The sequence below is a fragment of the Psychrobacillus sp. MER TA 171 genome, assembly GCF_023713305.1.
In the GTDB taxonomy this organism is placed as follows: Bacteria; Bacillota; Bacilli; order Bacillales_A; family Planococcaceae; genus Psychrobacillus.
This window is the reverse complement of sequence record NZ_JAMAWN010000001.1, coordinates 165933-181455: the sequence shown is the minus strand read 5'-3', so window position 1 is coordinate 181455 and position 15523 is coordinate 165933. Positions and strand designations below refer to the sequence as shown.

The following is a 15523-nucleotide window of genomic DNA, read 5'->3' as shown; positions in this document are numbered from 1 at the left end:
AAGTATCTATGCGTTTTTCGGTTACTTATTCAGTTATTCTCCTACACCATTACTTGTATTTTTTCAATTTGATAGTCGTTCCATTTTCACTAGACTCCATGTCCCAGTCCAGCTTCATGCCCTTCACCATCATATCGACGATGGACAAGCCTATTCCAGCCCCAGCTTCATCGGATTCGTTCTTCATCCCTTTCCCTCTGTCGGAAATAACGATAGCATCATATTGGTCGGTAGTTTCCGTTTTGACGCAAACATAAGCTCCATTCTTTGCATGGCGAAGCACGTTTTGCAATAAATTATCTAGTATACTCCCTAACCAAATCGGGTCGATCCTCCAATTATTTCGTTCAAAAGGAACCAAGTGGACGTCCACTTCAAACCCTTCCTTTTCGAATACGGGATACCATAAAGCTAGACATTCCTTTACATAGCGGACAACGTCCATTTCCTTCGATTCAAATTTGTATTTACTAGCCATGAGTAGCGTGTAAGACATCAGATTTTCAATGAGTCTGTCCACATTCACAACCGAGGACTCAAGCGATTGGATCGCTTTCTTTCCTTCGTCAGATAAATCCTCTTTTGCAATCGAATACGCTTGAGCTCTTATTTTCGTTAACGGAGTTCGCAAATCATGAGACAGATTGGCAATCAGCTCTCGACGTAGCTGCTCCTCCTTCTGTTCCCTCTGCTTGCTCTCCCTCAGCTCGCCTACCATTTGATTGAATGTCTTTTCAAGCTGTCCAATTTCGTCCTTCTTTTTTACCGGAATTCCAATTGGCAGCCCGTCTACATCCCGTATTTCCATTGCCTCCTGTAAATGCAATAACCGCTTTCGAATGCTTCTAAAGAATAGAAAGGACATGAATAGGAACAGGAAAATGATAGCCATCACACCTGTTATGAAAATGAGTCCATATCTGTCATACATATTGGCAAGTGGCGGATCAAACTCGGACCTTGGCAGCTCGAGTACAACGAAGCCGTTCGTCTCATCTTGTCCAACAAACGCAATAACGGTAAAAGGGTTCCCTCCATAACGCTGTTTGATAAACTTTGCCGTATAGGCGGGCGACCACTCAGTAGGGAGCTGCTCCTGTACGTCCTTTTGGCTCGCGAGTTTCCCTTGTCCATCCACCCAAAACATGGATGCTCGTGGATACTGCTCCTTCCAACGATCAAAAACCTGTTGAACGGATTCGGTCGTTGCATTTTGCATGGCGTTTGCTTCTTGATGCCATTTGTCCTCTACTGCACTTTCCTCAACCGCACCTTTATTTTGCGTTTCCCCAGAATTATAGGAAACACCAAACACAAACAAGGCAATAATCAAGTATGCAGCCTGAACGATAAACATCGCTAACAAAATCAGCAGCATATACTTCGCTAGTAAGGATTGGAATAATCTCTTCATAGTTTTACCCTATATCCAATTCCGCGGATCGTTTCAATGATTAGAGGCTTTGCCGGATTCCGCTCAATTCTTTCCCGCAAGTAACGAATATGAACCATCAGCGTCTTATCGCCCTCCATATATCGCTCTCCCCAAACCCCTTCATACAGCTGTTCCTTCGTTAGGATTTGATTGAGATGACGAATAAAAAACTGCAGCAGATGATACTGCTTGCCAGTTAACTGGATTTCTTCATTTGTTTCATTGTCCACTATGCGCATATCCTTTGTATGTATGGTTAGATGCTGAAGCTTTAATACATCGTCATTCTTTTGGTATCTCCGTAAAAGGACCTCCACCCGAGCAGCCAGCTCATCCGGATGAAACGGCTTCGTCAAATAATCATCTGCAAAATGAAGCCCCTCTATCTTATCCTCCACCGCCGTCCGCGCCGAAAGCATTAAAATAGGCAGGTCCCCCTTCTCCTTCTTCATCCGCCTTCCAACCGAAAAGCCATCGAGCCCTGGAATCATCACATCCAAAATAGCAAGATCCACCTGCGAAACATACTTTTCCGCATCCTCCCCAGACTTCAGCCACGTCACCTCATATCCTCTTTCTGTTAAATCCTTCGTAACCCAAGTGCCTATATCTATTTCGTCTTCTATGTATAGAATGTGTGTCATGGTCGTCCTCCTCATTGGGGTTGTCTCTTGAAGAGCATCACTTTTAGTAGTAGCACTCTAGTTGAAGAGCTTCTTTTCGTGTTTGCTCGTGATTGTAGTAAAGTAATGTTGGATTGTAGTAAATTAGACGCTCATTGTAGTAATTTAGCAGCCTATTGTTGTAAATTTTGCCTTGATTGTCGTAAATCTGGCTTGGCGGGTTGAACTGGATTGCCATTGTAGTAAAGTAGACGCTGATTGTAGTAATTTAGCTGCCTATTGTCGTAAATTTTACTTTGATTGTTGTCAATTATGCTTTGATTGTTGTAAATCTTGCTCGCTGAGTAAATGAGCTCATCGCCCTGCATGATTGATATTAATTATTTTACAATATTCTTACAATAAAGGGATTATATCATGAAATTTTGTCGCCAGTTATATCTTTCCCACAAAAAAACTCCCCACCAAGTGAATGGTAGGGAGTTTTGGATTAGTTTTGTGGTGTTAGCTGAACATTCCAGCTTGAGAAATCTGGTGATTCTTTTTGGAATACGTTTTTCGGGAAGTGAAGACTTACTGGTCTAGCCTGATGAGATCCTACAGCAAATTGTTCTAATGGGAAGCCTAGTTTTGCAACTACATCGCCTGCCGCGTCTAATAGTTGAACTGGAAGGTTGCTGATTGTGATTTCTTCTTTGTATCCGTTGCGTAGTACCACGTATACATGAACGCCGTCTTCAACTTCTGCAAAGTGAAAGGCATTAACGGAAAGGGAGTTTTCTTCCACAGCCTCCATGGAAGCTAATGAAGCCTCAAGTGAAGCAATCTGCTCTGGAGACAGCCCATTGGACCAGTTTTCATCTAATTGTAATGTGAAATCAGATACAACTGGCTGCTGGTATTCAAACAGTACTTCGAATTCCATTTTGTCTTTTATTTCTTCCTCTGGCACAAGCAAGGAATCTTTGTCGAATTCAAAAATCCAAGGACGTGCTCTTAAAGAGTTTAATAGACCGAATACCTCCATATTGAACTCCTTACGTGCTATATCTTTGCCATCCTTATCTCTTACTACTAATCTAATGACTTCCATATTCAATGTTTTTTGTAGGGAGTGACGAATGATTGCAGTCATAATAAACCCGTTATCATTTTTATGCAATGCCACACCATGGATGTTAATTTGGTTTGGGTCTAATCCCTTAAGCTTATTGTGATAGTATTGGAAAACATAGCGCTCCTGTTGATCTAATTCCCATAGGTCACTGAACTCTAGTATTGTTTTCAATCTATTGGATGTCTTTGGTTGGTTTGGTTTAAACATGAAAACATTCCCTTCAAAATTCGAACTATATAGACATTATATCACAAAGACTACTCTGATAATACTAGGTCATTCCTATGTATCTATTAAGTAGTATTGCAGGGATATTTATGTAATATATTACATGGATTCGAAATGATGCCCCAGATATACCTTGAGAAACAAGACTGAAATGCCATTCGAGCTTGCTCGAATGCACCAATTAGATTTTAAAGAGTTTGATGCTGATCAATTTTCTTCAATCTCCCACATACATATGCTTCTCCAGCTCTCTTCTTATATCGTCTGGAATTACCTCGCTTTTATTCTCTTGTACATTGTAATTTACATAAATGGTGGTGGCTTGGACTGTTAGCTTTTCTTCCTGCCAGATTTCCTCGTATAGCTCGAGGCTGGAGTTGCCGATTCGTTTGATCCAGCATTTGATTTCTACTTGTTTTCCGTAATAGATTTGCGCTTTATATTCTACGGTTGTTTTTAGGATAATCATTTTCCAGTTATGAAAGCTTAAATCCGGGTTGAAGAGGGTAAATAATTGGTTTCTGCCACCCTCTAGCCAAATCGGAATGGTGGTGTTGTTGATATGCCCTACTCCATCGGTTTCTGAGACTCTTGGTTCTATTATAGTTTGGAACATTTCTTCCTCTCCCCTCCTTCCTTTATTTCCACAAGGGTATTTATAATCCTTCTTTTTCTGGGAGAAACGATATAGAATAGACCTAAAAGGAGGTTTTGTCTTGGTATCCTCAAAAGACGTTGCAAAGCATGCGGGTGTTTCCCAAACGACAGTATCTCGTGTTTTAAATACACCGGAGTTAGTTAAGAAGCCCACTCTTGAAAAAGTTATGAAGGCGATTGATGAGTTAAACTATATGCCGAATCTTCATGCGCGCTCTTTAGTTCAAAATAAGACAGGGTCGATTGCCCTTCTATCTGGACCGCTACATAATCCATTTTTTGTGGACAGTACTACTGCTATCGTCAATTATGCGAATGAAATGGGATATCGTGTAAGCGTACAGTTTGTAAACGATGAAAAGCTTAGTGAAGCATATGCGACTGCCTTTGAGCATAAAATTGACGGCATTATTTTATCTTGTATTTTATTGGATGATCCTATTTTTGATAAGCTCAAGCGGATGAACATTCCTTTTATCACCTATAACCGCAAGCATAAAAATAATGAGTATTTTGTGGAAATCGATAATTTTCAAGCCGGTTATTTAGCAGTCAAGCATATGGTGGAGCTGGGCCATACAAGGATTGCTTGGGTTGGTGGCCCATTGTCTGTTAGTACCTTCCATAATCGCTATCTTGGCTACAAGAAGGCTATGGAGGATTTTGAACTACATGTATCTGAGAGGTATATATTTAATACAGATACCTCCAAACAGGATATTGCCTTGGCTTTTGAAAAGCTGAAAAATTTAGAGGATCGTCCTACAGCTATTTGTGGAGGCTCGGATTCGCTCGCGTTATTTTTAATGGATGAAGCTTTTCAGCACGGTCTATCGATCCCAAATGACTTGAGTATTATAGGAATTGATAACGTGGATATGAGTATGCACGGGTCGATTCAACTAACAACAGTGGGTAGCATCTCTGAGGAGAATCTAGGATTTTTAGCTATTCAGGAATTAATAGAAATGATTGAAAATAAAAAAAATAGTTGCACACAAATTACGGAGTCTGTTAAAGTATTTAAAAGAAGCACGACGAGAGCACTTAAAACAAACTAATGAAGCCAGGTTTGTTTTATTTTTTCTCTAGCAATGAATACGTAACCATTTTACTTTCCAATAAAATGGTTACGTATTCAAAAGGGGTTTTATGTAAGGGGTTACATTAAAAATTGGGAGGAGATTTAGTTTATGTTATGGAAAAACCGAAAGTATGGAGAGGAATCCCCGTACATACCAGCGGGCCCTTTTAAGATCCGCTTACCTTTTATTCACTACCGTTTTGAATGGCCAGATTATGTGCAAGGCTTGCTCATGTGTGCAGTCGATTTATCTGCGATTCCACTTTTAATCGAGTTGCTGGGAATGCCATTTGAGGTTGCTATGGCAATCGTATTATTAAACGGAATCTTTTATTTGTTACATCATTTACTTGGTGACCCAGCAGTTCCGGGATGGATTACTCCAGCTATACCGCTGATCATGCTTTATTGCCAGCAGTTCCCTGAAGGTGCAGAACGGGTTCATGCCTTGATCGCCTTCCAGATGACGCTAGGGATTCTTTCCTTGCTGCTCGGTTCAACCGGTCTCGCATCTAAGGTTGTTAAGCTAATCCCACCTGCCATTAAATCAGGGGTTATCCTTGGGGCAGGTTTTGCAGCTGTTATCTCTGTTTTCCAAATCGGAGGAAGATTTGAGTCCTTCCCATGGACGATCACAATTGCAATCGGCATAGCTTTCTATCTATTATTCTCTAACCATTTTGCTACTTTCCAAAACCGAAATCCGTTTTGGGGGACGATTGCTAAGCTCGGGATATTTCCTGTTATTATTTTGGCGGTCGTGATCGCTCCAATTTTTGGAGAAGCACCATGGCCAACACTTCAATGGGGCTTTTCAACACCTGACTTCGTCACGCTGTGGAATGAATATACAATATTTGGTTTAGGTTTCCCACCACTGATGATGTTCCTTACTGGTTTACCAACAGTGCTAGCAGCGTATATCGTGTTGTTCGGAGACGTGCTACAAACGAAAGCATTAGTGGAAGAAGGGGCTGCTTCACGTCCTGATGAAAAAATCGAATACAATCCGAGTCGTGCTCACTTGATATTTGGAATACGTAATAGTGCGATGAGTATTTTAGGTCCAGACGTAACGATGTGTGGTCCATTATGGTCAGCTATGCAGGTCGTGATGGTTGAACGGTTTAAAAAAGGACGAAAAGCAATGGATTCGTTCTTTGGTGGAGTTGGCTCATTCCGTTGGGGAACTAACACTGGATTACTTTTATTACCAATCGTTAGTTTAGTAGAGCCAATTTTAGGAGTAGCCTTAGCTTTAACTTTACTCATTCAAGGGTATGTTAGTGTTAAGGTCGGTATTTTAGAATCACGTAGTCAACGTGACCTAGGTATCGCTGGTATTATTGGTGCCGTACTTTGCATAAAGGGTGCTGCTTGGGCGTTTGCTGTAGGAATCATACTTTGTTTATTAATCTACGGTAAGCATTTCTTTAGAGGTGAGGTCGACAACACCTTCATGAAGGATCAGAAAGCGGACTAAACATATATGGCATCCTCGCATGGTAAAATATTGTTACAGCTGTAACGAATGAAAGGATGATCGACATGGAAAAAAACTACTATGTAAACGGTGAATGGAAATCTTCTGAAAGATATGCGGAGCTATATTCCCCTCATACGAAAGAGCTAATCGCGAAGATTCCACAGGCAACTCGTGAGGAAGTGGATGAAGCAATTGAAGTGGCACATGGTGCGCGAGAAAAAATGGCAGCTCTGACAGCATTCGAGCGCTCTGCTATTTTGGAGCAAATTGCTCAGCTGTTCGCCGTACATCGTGAAGAGGCTGCAAAAATTATTTCATTAGAGGCCGCAAAGCCACTGAAATATGCGTATGGGGAAATTGACCGTACGATTGAAACGTATAAGTTTGCTGCCGAGGAAGCGAAGCGTTTAACGGGTGAGATGATTCCAATGGACGCTGCAAAAAATGGCGTCGATCGATTTGGCTATACGATTGAGGAGCCGATCGGTGTCATCGGAGCTATCACTCCGTTCAACTTCCCACAAAATTTAGTAGCTCATAAAGTGGGACCTGCGATTGCGGCCGGGAATACGATTGTATTGAAGCCAGCGTCTCAGACTCCACTGTCCGCTTTATTTTTAGCTGAATTGATTGAACAAACGGCTCTACCAAAAGGTGCTTTTAATGTTGTAACTGGTAGCGGTCGCGAGGTTGGCGATGCTTTAGTAGAAAGTGACAAGGTAAAGATGATTACATTCACTGGTAGTCCTGCTGTAGGTAAGGGAATCCGTAACAAGGCTGGCTTGAAGAAGGTTGCATTGGAGCTTGGTTCTAACGCTGGTTTGATCATCGATAAAAATGTAGACCTTGCTAATGTCGTGCAAAAATGTGTAATGGGTGCCTTTTCCAATCAAGGCCAGGTATGTATTTCCTTACAGCGCACGTATGTGATGGATGAAATTTTCGATGAGTTTATTGAACAATTTAGTGAAATGACGAAAAAGCTTGTCGTTGGAAGTCCCTTCGATCCAGCTACAGATATATCCGCAATGATTGCTACTACGGAATCGGAACGTGCTTTGGAATGGGTCGAGGAAGCAGTCGGTCACGGTGCTGAAATTATTACAGGCGGGAAGATTGAAAATGATGTGTTCCAACCTACGATTTTGAAAAATGTGAATGCAATTTCCAAGGTTTCTTGTCAGGAGGTATTCGCTCCGATCGTTGGCGTGAGCCGCATTTCTTCTATTGAAGAAGGAATTGAAGCAATCAATGATTCAAGCTTCGGTCTACAGGCAGGCATTTTCACAAACGATATTAAGACAGCCTTTAAGGCAGCCAAGCTTCTAGAGGTTGGCGGTGTCATGATCAATGACATTCCTACGTATCGTGTGGACCAAATGCCATACGGCGGTGTGAAGGATAGCGGTACCGGAAAGGAAGGTATCAAATACGCGATCCACGAAATGACGGAAACGAAGCTTGTTGTTTGGAATAATCAATAAGGAGTGAGCAGTATGTCAGAAAAAATTACGTTCACACCAATCAGCTACACAGGATGGGATGCACTGTCCCATCTACTAGCTGAAGTGGAACGCTTTAAAGTAAAGAAAATACTGATTGTCACCGATCCATTTTTAAAGGATATCGGTTTGACGAATCAAGTCTCGGAGCCACTCGAGTCTGCCGGCTACACGGTTGATATTTATACAGAGGTTGTGCCTGAGCCCCCTTTAGCTATCGGAGAAAAGCTAGTTTCCTATACTCGTGAGCATGCCTTTGACATGGTCATCGGTGTCGGCGGCGGCAGTGCGCTCGATTTATCGAAGCTTGCAGGAGTAATTGCCTCTCATGAAGGCAATGTGGCAGATTACTTAAACTTAACTGGCTCTAAGCAAATTACTCATAAAGGATTACCGACGATTTTAATCCCTACTACCTCTGGGACAGGATCTGAGGTTACGAATATCTCTGTGCTATCTTTAGAGACTACTAAGGACGTTGTGACGCATGATTATTTATTGGCAGACGTAGCAATTGTTGATCCAGCATTGACTGTTTCATTGCCTCCGAAGGTTACTGCTGCTACTGGCGTTGATGCACTAACTCATGCAGTTGAGGCGTATATCTCGAAAAATGCTAGTCCTGTGTCAGATGCTTTAGCGCTACAGGCTATTCGCCTAATCAGCAATTCCATTCGTACCGCTGTATCGAACGGTGAAGACAAACAAGCTCGGACCGATATGAGCTACGGCAGCTATTTAGCAGGGCTTGCCTTCTTCAACGCAGGAGTTGCTGGTGTTCATGCACTCGCCTATCCGCTTGGCGGTCAGTTCCATATCGCCCACGGAGATTCCAACGCCGTCCTGCTCCCTTATGTCATGGGCTACATACGCAAAAGCTGCGAAAAACGCATGAAAGATATTTACGAAGCAATGGGCTTCAGCTCTAGTAATCTGTCTCAGGAAGAAGCATCCTATAAATGCGTCGCTGAGCTAAAAAGATTAGTAGAAGACGTAGGCATCCCTTCTACACTTCAAGGCTTCGAGATTCCAGAAAGTGCCCTAGAAAGCTTGACGGAAGACGCAACAAAACAGAAGCGCATTTTGGCTCGCAGTCCATTGGAGTTAGGAAAAGACGAGATAGCTGCGATTTACCGAGCAGCTTTTGATGGAGAGATTGTGGAATAGATTTGTTTTTGGATAGTCCCTGTGCCAGTTGGTGGCATGGGGATTTTTTGTGGAGCAAGGGGTTTTCCCTTTTGTGCAAGGTTTTCGTCCGTCTCCGCAAGGTTCTTTCCCGTCTCTGCAAGGTTCACTCCCGTTTCCGCAAGGTTCTCTCTCATCTCTGCAAGGTTCTCTTCCGTCTCTGCAAGGTTCTCTTCCATCTCTGCAAGGTTCTTCTCCGTCTCCGCAAGGTTCTCTTCCATCTCTGCAAGGTTCTTCTCCGTCTCCGCAAGGTTCTCTCCCGTCTCTGCAAGGTTCTCTTCCATCTCTGCAAGGTTCTACCGTCTCCGCAAGGTTCTCTTCCGTCTCTGCAAGGTTCTTCTCCGTCTCCGCAAGGTTCTCCTCCGTCTCTGCAAGGTTCTACCGTCTCCGCAAGATTCTCTCTCGTCTCTGCAAGGTTCTTCTCCGTCTCTGCAAGGTTCTTCTCCGTCTCCGCAAGGTTCTTCTCCGTCTCCGCAAGGTTCTCCTCCGTCTCCGCAAGGTTCTCCTCCGTCTCCGCAAGGTTCTCCTCCGTCTCCGCAAGGTTCTTCTCCGTCTCCGCAAGGTTCAAATTGAATTTCTTCAACCATTCTAAAAATCTAACCTTCAAAAAAACCATCAAAGCTCAAGCTCGGATGGCATTATCTAAACTATAATCCCTTATTAATCTCCTCAATAATCCTTACAATCTCTGCCGTCTCCTCTAAAGATACGGTTGCTTTCCCTGTTTCAAAAAATTCTACCATATGCTCAACCAGGCCAGCGTAAAAAGGTTTCTCTTCTTCCCACAGTTTTAATGTTTGCACATCATCTGCGGAGTGCAATACTGCTCCAAACCGTCCATGCCATTCGGTTTCTCCTCGAATGATGAGATGTCGGCCATCCTTGTAGGTTAGATGAACATGGTGGCAATCTGTTTTTTGCTCTACCTCCACCTTTTGCACGCCTGTCCCGAAAAGAGTGACCGCCATTTCAACTAGGTGGATACCGTACCAAAAGTATCCGGTTAGCTGCTCCTGCATGGGCGTTGGTCCGTAGAAATAGCCACTGCTCCAGTCTACTGACCCTTTGACTGCCATGACCGACTCCGAAAAACGTAAAGCAGAAGAGCTCATGACAGGTGTCGCGTGTTCTTTACTTAACCTAATAACCTCTGCCATTTCCTTACTGCTCATGACGACTGGCTTATCGATAAACACCGGCTTACCATAGGGGACAATTTCCTTGAACCAGTCTAGATGGTTGCGCCCATCGACTGTCCCTATAATGACAGCGTCTACCTCACTCATTAATTCCTCAACTGTATCTACCTCTGCTACACCGTATTTCTTGATGACAATTTGATAGAAGTCAGTAAATCTGCTTGAGCTGATTGCTAAATCCTCTGAGAATGTCGGGATAACGTGGGTGATGGTTGCACCTTGTACATGATGGGGATCATCTTGGTTATTTAGTAATCTGGTGAATATTTCACTATGTGAAGTGTCTAGTCCTATCAATCCAATTTTCATAGAGTCCCTCCTAGCTTTCGGTTGTTACGAGTGCGAATACCTGTCTTGGTCTACCGCGCTTTGAAATTTTCTCCATCCCGATAATTTTGATGAGCTCGGCGTCCAGCCAGGATTGGATTATTCTGTGGGCGCTTCTTGGTGTAATACCTAAAATAGAAGAAAGCTCATGCGCTGTGAATTCATTTTCCTTCTTTCGCTTGATGACGGCCATTGTCTTTTGGATGTTTGCTGCACTCATGCCGATATGCTCTGCTTTACTTATTAACAGCTGATCCGTCACTGTGAGTGGATATTTCATCGGGACAATCAAGTCGATTGGTCCAAAGACGCTGCGATCCTCTCGAACGATAAAGCAGCAGCCCCCTCCATTCTCCTGTGCCTGAATGAGCGCCACCCTTGCATGCGATCCTGCCTCGAGCGCTGAAAAACCGAAGCCGACTCCTATTGATAAAGACACCTCCAGCTTTTTCTTCATCTCATCGACAATCGGCAAGTATTTATAGCCCTCTGTAATCCGCTCGAAAATGCCTCGATTTGTGATAAATACATACTCGCTGCTGCTAAGCGCAATCAGATAGCCGTTTATTTGATCGGCAAATTGAAGAAGCATACGGTGGATGGCATGATTTCGAGTATGTACCTGCTGCTCGGACATAAATTCACTAGCGTCACCAGAATTTTCGATAAAGATTCGACCTACTATTATTTGCATCTCTTTTTGCTTTCGTTGATTGGTTGCAAGCAGCATACGTTCAATTGCCACAATAATATCCTGGTCCGTAGGCTTTAGCCATTCGTTTATAATATTCATCTCGGATAGCTGCTCACTAACTAGCTTGAGACTAGTAATGACAACCGTATTAGGTATCTCTTCTACATTCCGTAGATGGAAATTCACCACGTCATCTTTGTTTTCCATATAGACGATTTCTTGGAAATTTTGATACGTAAACGTTTCCTCTAAATTGCTTTTAATAAGCTCCATGTAGTTGTCTTGTATACCGTCCAGACTAATGTTCATGAAATTTTGCTTGCTCTTTAGCTTGTACAGAGACTGATAGAGTCCTGCGCCCTTTAGTGGAATATAGAAGGCAGGTGTCTCTATCGGTATTTCTTCCTTTGCAACTAAATAAGGAATTCTTCCCGAATAAAACAAGCAATCCACCTTGTCCAATAGCTCAGTTGTCAGCTTCCTTGCATCTTTTATTTCATCGGATAAACGGAAAATCGGTTGGATATTCGGAAAAAGTCCAAAGCATCTAACCATCGTCTCGCGAATCCATTGCGGCCCTATAACTCCCACCTTTATGTTTGTCTCCATACCTCTCCCCCTTTGAAATAGAAGAAAAGACACACCTAATCGATGTGCCTCCATTGCTTAACCGTTTACTACACTTTCCTTTTCCAGAAAAGCCTTTACAAATGCATCGTCGTTCAGCTCTGGATACGCGTAGTACACACGATCGATTTCCTCTAGCTGGCCCTCACTCAATACCTCGTGATCCATTAGGCACCAGTTCCCTTGCATAAGCCCCTGTCTTCTGAGCACTTCATTGATACCCGCAATACTTCCCTTAAAGTCGTTCCTCGAATCAAAGAATGCTGCGTTGGCATCCGTGACATGCTGGGCAATGCTGAACCACTTTGGATCAATCTGACCCTGTGCCCTCGCTTCTTTTATTTGCTCAAAAAGCTCCACTGCCTTATGTGTCCATACAGACCAGTGACCTAGCAAGCCGCCGACGATTTGCTTGTCATTATAATTGGTGAACAAATCCACTACGATGTTGTCGTCATTGCCGGTATAAAGCGCAATATCGTCTCTTCTCGGAGAGGCGTTCACTGCGCGAATCACATCTAACGTTAAATAACGGTCAAACGGAGCCATTTTAATACCGAATACATTGTCGATTGCAGCAAACTGCTCCCAAAATTCATAGCTAAATACCCGTCCACCTACCGCTGGCTGCAGATAAAAGCCGAACACTGGAATAATAGCAGCGACCGCTTTCGTACGTTCAATTAGTTCTTTTTCGGAATATTCATTTAATCCACCGTTACTTAATAGTACCATATCATAGCCAAAACTTTTAGCGATTTCTGCCTCTTTGACCGCCTGCTCCGTTTTACCACAAGCACCCGCGATCTTTAGGAATGGACGATTCAGCTTTGCGTTGTTGATTTCCTCCATCGCAAGCTTTAATACCGTTTCATACAAGTTAAACTGAGGATCTCGGATCTCAAATTGTGTGGTATGCACGCCAACCGCAACCCCGCCAACGCCTGCCTCCAAGTAATATCGAGTTAAACGGCGTTGTGCCTCTTCGTCGAGCTTTTTGTCTTTCGTTATTGCAAGTGGATGCGCCGGAATGAATGCTCCGTCATGTAGATGCTGTTTTAACTCTTCTTTCATTTAAAACTCACCCTTCCTCTCCTGGAAGTGAGTCGGCTTATTGATCGTTTCTCCGTCATTCGCGACCCAGTCTGCAATCCATTCAATCATTTCACGGATCGATACACGGGGATAGCCGAACAGCTGATGAGCCTTGCTCGCATTGTTAAGCAGCGCATTTTCCTGCTCAGAGCCTACAAACACTGGCTTCTTATCAAACAAGCGCCCAAACTCATTTGCCAGCCAGCGAACAGAAAGCGTCTCCGGACCAGTGACGTTGATAATGGTTGGAGGCGAGCTCGCGTGAAGCAACGAACGGATCGCATACTCATTCGCATCCCCTTGCCAGATGACATTGACATGCCCCATCGAAAGGTCTAGCGGTGTTTCATTGAACACAGACTTTGCAATCTCCAATAAAACCCCGTATCGCATATCAATTGCGTAATTCAAGCGGAAAATGGCAAGTGGCGTATTGTCTCTTTCTGAGAAATATGTAAACACACGCTCTCTTCCTAAAGAGGATTGACCATACTCTCCAACCGGTGCAACCTGGTGGTTCTCATCACAGCCGCTCCCAATCACAGGCACTAACGGATACACATTCCCCGTAGAAAATGACACAATATTAGAGCCCTTAAAATGCTCTGCCACACGACCAGGCAGATAGGTGTTCATCGCCCATGTGAAATGCTCGTTGCCAGTCGTCCCGAATTTATTGCCAGCCATGTAAATAATGTTCTTTTCAACAGGCAGCTTCTTTAGTTCGTCCTCGTTCAATAGGTCACAGGCAATCGTTTCAACCCCTGCACTTTCCAGCTCCGCCTGCAGCGTACCATTTGAAAAACGTGACACCCCAATCACCTTTTTATCCAAGCCGGCCTCATCAATCGCACGCTTCGCCATCACAGCAAGCGTCGGTCCCATCTTCCCACCAATACCTAAAATCATAATATTCCCGTCTAGCTTCACCATGTCATCAATCAATGCAGCGGACGGCTGCGTCATCAAATTCTCTAACTCTTCAACTGTTTTCATAATTTCCCCCATTCCTTTTTAAGAAAAAAAGATATTGTTTGCGTTGTTATATGCCAGATAAATTAATACAAGTAACCCTATTATGCCGAGTGAATTGCTAAGCCATTTGTTTTTCAGCTCCCCCATCACTCGCTTATCATTCGCTACGACTAAAATGGCAATCGCAATAAACGGAACAACAAATATCGTAACGGCCTGCGCAAAAACAATTAAATTGAGCGGTGCAGACCCAAACACAATTCCAATAACCGAGCCAAATAAAATCACTAATATAATGAAAAGCTTCACCTTCATATTAGAAAGGTTATTCCCTACCCCAACTCCGTCGGCAAGCAGTGACCCACCAATTGTCGCATTCCCCATCAAGGACGAAAACGAAGCCCCAAACAGCCCAAGCATAAACACAACCGTCGACCAGCTACCAAACAACGGCTCGAGCGCCAAGCCCATTTCCGAAGCATCATTCACAACCAGCCCTTGTGGCTTGAGGATAGTTGCTGCTGTGATCATGATGAGGAAGGAGATAAATCCAAGAAGAAAAATGCCTAAGAAAGACTCTCTCTTCCCACTAGCAGCATCCGTCAAAGTCCAGCCTTTTTCCTTAACCAAATAAGACTGATAGAGCGCCCCAACTATCGAAAAGCTAGTAGCAAACAAAGCGATAATCAATCCCATACTTCCATCCGGAATGACAGGAACAAATCCTTGAAAAATTGCACTAATGGAAGGCTTCACAACAATCACCGTAATAAGAAACGCCAACAGCATCAGCACGACCAGCACAAGCATCAGTTTCTCTAAAATTTGATAAAACTGCTTCGCAAATAAAAGCCCAATGGAAATGACCGTAAACACGACAATCCAAATGGTCGGATCCATATTAGTTACCGTCGAAATGGCAATCCCCGTTCCAATCGCATTCCCCGCCTGAAACGAAGCTGTAACCAAAAATGCACCAATCCCAATCAACAGCCCAGACCAGAATCCCCATTTTTCCTTCATCACACCAATGAAACTCCCCTTAGCTGCAATCCCAATTCGCGTGCTCATCTCTGTAAACACCATCATCAGCACAACCGCCAACACCAACGTCCAAACAAGCTGTGCACCATAAATTGCACCAATCTTAGAAGACAACGTCACACTCCCTGGCCCAAGCACCAAAGCAGAAGTAATTAATGCTGGCCCCAAATAGCTAAAAATACTCTTTCTCCCAGCCCTAGCACTCCCAGCAACCCCAATCTTCGCCCCTTCGTTCATAGAAATCC

The 15523-nt window shown here is 43.5% G+C and carries 15 protein-coding genes; 4 read left to right on the top strand and 11 right to left on the bottom strand.

All coding sequences use genetic code 11. The annotated features are described in order from the left end of the window. Window positions 1-49: 49 nt before the first annotated feature. From M3627_RS00800 to M3627_RS00785, 4 genes are all read right to left on the bottom strand, one after another. Complete coding sequence (locus M3627_RS00800; protein ID WP_251552583.1) at window positions 50-1414, bottom strand: sensor histidine kinase; 1365 nt, start codon at window positions 1412-1414, stop codon at window positions 50-52. Continuing rightward, window positions 1411-2079 (bottom strand): response regulator transcription factor, encoded by a 669-nt coding sequence (locus tag M3627_RS00795; protein ID WP_251552582.1) that lies wholly within the window; start codon window positions 2077-2079, stop codon window positions 1411-1413. Before M3627_RS00795 ends, M3627_RS00800 begins: the two co-directional genes overlap by 4 nt. A 469-nt stretch (window positions 2080-2548) precedes the next feature. Then, complete coding sequence (locus tag M3627_RS00790) at window positions 2549-3382, bottom strand: SLAP domain-containing protein (protein WP_251552581.1); 834 nt, start codon at window positions 3380-3382, stop codon at window positions 2549-2551. A gap of 238 nt (window positions 3383-3620) precedes the next feature. After that, entirely contained in the window at window positions 3621-4019 is a 399-nt protein-coding gene (locus tag M3627_RS00785) for an acyl-CoA thioesterase (protein ID WP_251552580.1), read from the bottom strand. 100 nt (window positions 4020-4119) lie between these two features. On the opposite strand from M3627_RS00785, the gene M3627_RS00780 reads away from it, so the two are divergent. The 4 genes from M3627_RS00780 to M3627_RS00765 all read left to right on the top strand — a co-directional run bounded on the left by M3627_RS00780 (window position 4120) and on the right by M3627_RS00765 (window position 9299). After that, a complete protein-coding gene (locus M3627_RS00780; protein WP_251552579.1) occupies window positions 4120-5121 on the top strand; it encodes a LacI family DNA-binding transcriptional regulator in 1002 nt (333 codons plus the stop codon). A 132-nt stretch (window positions 5122-5253) separates the two neighbouring features. Next, window positions 5254-6627 (top strand): DUF3360 domain-containing protein, encoded by a 1374-nt coding sequence (locus tag M3627_RS00775; RefSeq protein ID WP_251552577.1) that lies wholly within the window; start codon window positions 5254-5256, stop codon window positions 6625-6627. Between the two features lie 65 nt (window positions 6628-6692). Beyond that, on the top strand, window positions 6693-8114 hold the full coding sequence (locus tag M3627_RS00770; protein ID WP_251552576.1) for an aldehyde dehydrogenase family protein: 1422 nt from the start codon (window positions 6693-6695) through the stop codon (window positions 8112-8114). Between the two features lie 12 nt (window positions 8115-8126). Then, window positions 8127-9299 carry an iron-containing alcohol dehydrogenase gene (locus tag M3627_RS00765; RefSeq protein WP_251552575.1) on the top strand — a complete coding sequence of 391 codons (1173 nt, stop codon included), beginning with the start codon at window positions 8127-8129 and terminating at the stop codon, window positions 9297-9299. On the opposite strand, the gene M3627_RS00760 is transcribed toward M3627_RS00765, so the two are convergent. From M3627_RS00760 to M3627_RS00730, 7 genes are read right to left on the bottom strand one after another with little or no spacing between them, the layout of a single operon-like run. Further along, the gene (locus M3627_RS00760; RefSeq protein WP_251552574.1) at window positions 9263-9601 is read right to left on the bottom strand and encodes a hypothetical protein; all 339 of its coding nucleotides are present in this window, start codon (window positions 9599-9601) and stop codon (window positions 9263-9265) included. The two genes, M3627_RS00765 and M3627_RS00760, sit on opposite strands and share 37 nt — an antisense overlap. A 12-nt stretch (window positions 9602-9613) precedes the next feature. Next, window positions 9614-9904, bottom strand: a complete 291-nt coding sequence (locus tag M3627_RS00755) for a hypothetical protein (protein WP_251552573.1) — start codon at window positions 9902-9904, stop codon at window positions 9614-9616. Window positions 9905-9964: 60 nt separating this feature from the next. Next, window positions 9965-10825: a Gfo/Idh/MocA family protein gene (locus M3627_RS00750; protein WP_251552572.1), complete on the bottom strand. Its 861-nt coding sequence runs from the start codon at window positions 10823-10825 to the stop codon at window positions 9965-9967. Between the two features lie 10 nt (window positions 10826-10835). Then, entirely contained in the window at window positions 10836-12146 is a 1311-nt protein-coding gene (locus M3627_RS00745; protein ID WP_251552571.1) for a GGDEF domain-containing protein, read from the bottom strand. A gap of 57 nt (window positions 12147-12203) precedes the next feature. Next, window positions 12204-13238, bottom strand: coding sequence for a dihydrodipicolinate synthase family protein (locus M3627_RS00740; RefSeq protein WP_251552570.1), 1035 nt, complete (start codon window positions 13236-13238; stop codon window positions 12204-12206). Beyond that, a complete protein-coding gene (locus M3627_RS00735) occupies window positions 13239-14255 on the bottom strand; it encodes an NAD-dependent epimerase/dehydratase family protein (protein WP_251552569.1) in 1017 nt (338 codons plus the stop codon). An 18-nt stretch (window positions 14256-14273) separates the two neighbouring features. After that, window positions 14274-15515: an Nramp family divalent metal transporter gene (locus M3627_RS00730; RefSeq protein WP_251552568.1), complete on the bottom strand. Its 1242-nt coding sequence runs from the start codon at window positions 15513-15515 to the stop codon at window positions 14274-14276. Window positions 15516-15523 lie beyond the last annotated feature (8 nt).

Bases quoted from the DNA above. Each gene is read 5' to 3' on its own strand.
- M3627_RS00800 (WP_251552583.1), bottom strand. From the start codon at position 1,414: ATGAAGAGATTATTCCAATCCTTACTAGCGAAGTATATGCTGCTGATT.
- M3627_RS00795 (WP_251552582.1), bottom strand. From the start codon at position 2,079: ATGACACACATTCTATACATAGAAGACGAAATAGATATAGGCACTTGG.
- M3627_RS00790 (WP_251552581.1), bottom strand. From the start codon at position 3,382: ATGTTTAAACCAAACCAACCAAAGACATCCAATAGATTGAAAACAATA.
- M3627_RS00785 (WP_251552580.1), bottom strand. From the start codon at position 4,019: ATGTTCCAAACTATAATAGAACCAAGAGTCTCAGAAACCGATGGAGTA.
- M3627_RS00775 (WP_251552577.1), top strand. From the start codon at position 5,254: ATGTTATGGAAAAACCGAAAGTATGGAGAGGAATCCCCGTACATACCA.
- M3627_RS00770 (WP_251552576.1), top strand. From the start codon at position 6,693: ATGGAAAAAAACTACTATGTAAACGGTGAATGGAAATCTTCTGAAAGA.
- M3627_RS00765 (WP_251552575.1), top strand. From the start codon at position 8,127: ATGTCAGAAAAAATTACGTTCACACCAATCAGCTACACAGGATGGGAT.
- M3627_RS00760 (WP_251552574.1), bottom strand. From the start codon at position 9,601: ATGGAAGAGAACCTTGCAGAGACGGGAGAGAACCTTGCGGAGACGGAG.
- M3627_RS00755 (WP_251552573.1), bottom strand. From the start codon at position 9,904: ATGGTTGAAGAAATTCAATTTGAACCTTGCGGAGACGGAGAAGAACCT.
- M3627_RS00750 (WP_251552572.1), bottom strand. From the start codon at position 10,825: ATGAAAATTGGATTGATAGGACTAGACACTTCACATAGTGAAATATTC.
- M3627_RS00745 (WP_251552571.1), bottom strand. From the start codon at position 12,146: ATGGAGACAAACATAAAGGTGGGAGTTATAGGGCCGCAATGGATTCGC.
- M3627_RS00740 (WP_251552570.1), bottom strand. From the start codon at position 13,238: ATGAAAGAAGAGTTAAAACAGCATCTACATGACGGAGCATTCATTCCG.
- M3627_RS00735 (WP_251552569.1), bottom strand. From the start codon at position 14,255: ATGAAAACAGTTGAAGAGTTAGAGAATTTGATGACGCAGCCGTCCGCT.
- M3627_RS00730 (WP_251552568.1), bottom strand. From the start codon at position 15,515: ATGAACGAAGGGGCGAAGATTGGGGTTGCTGGGAGTGCTAGGGCTGGG.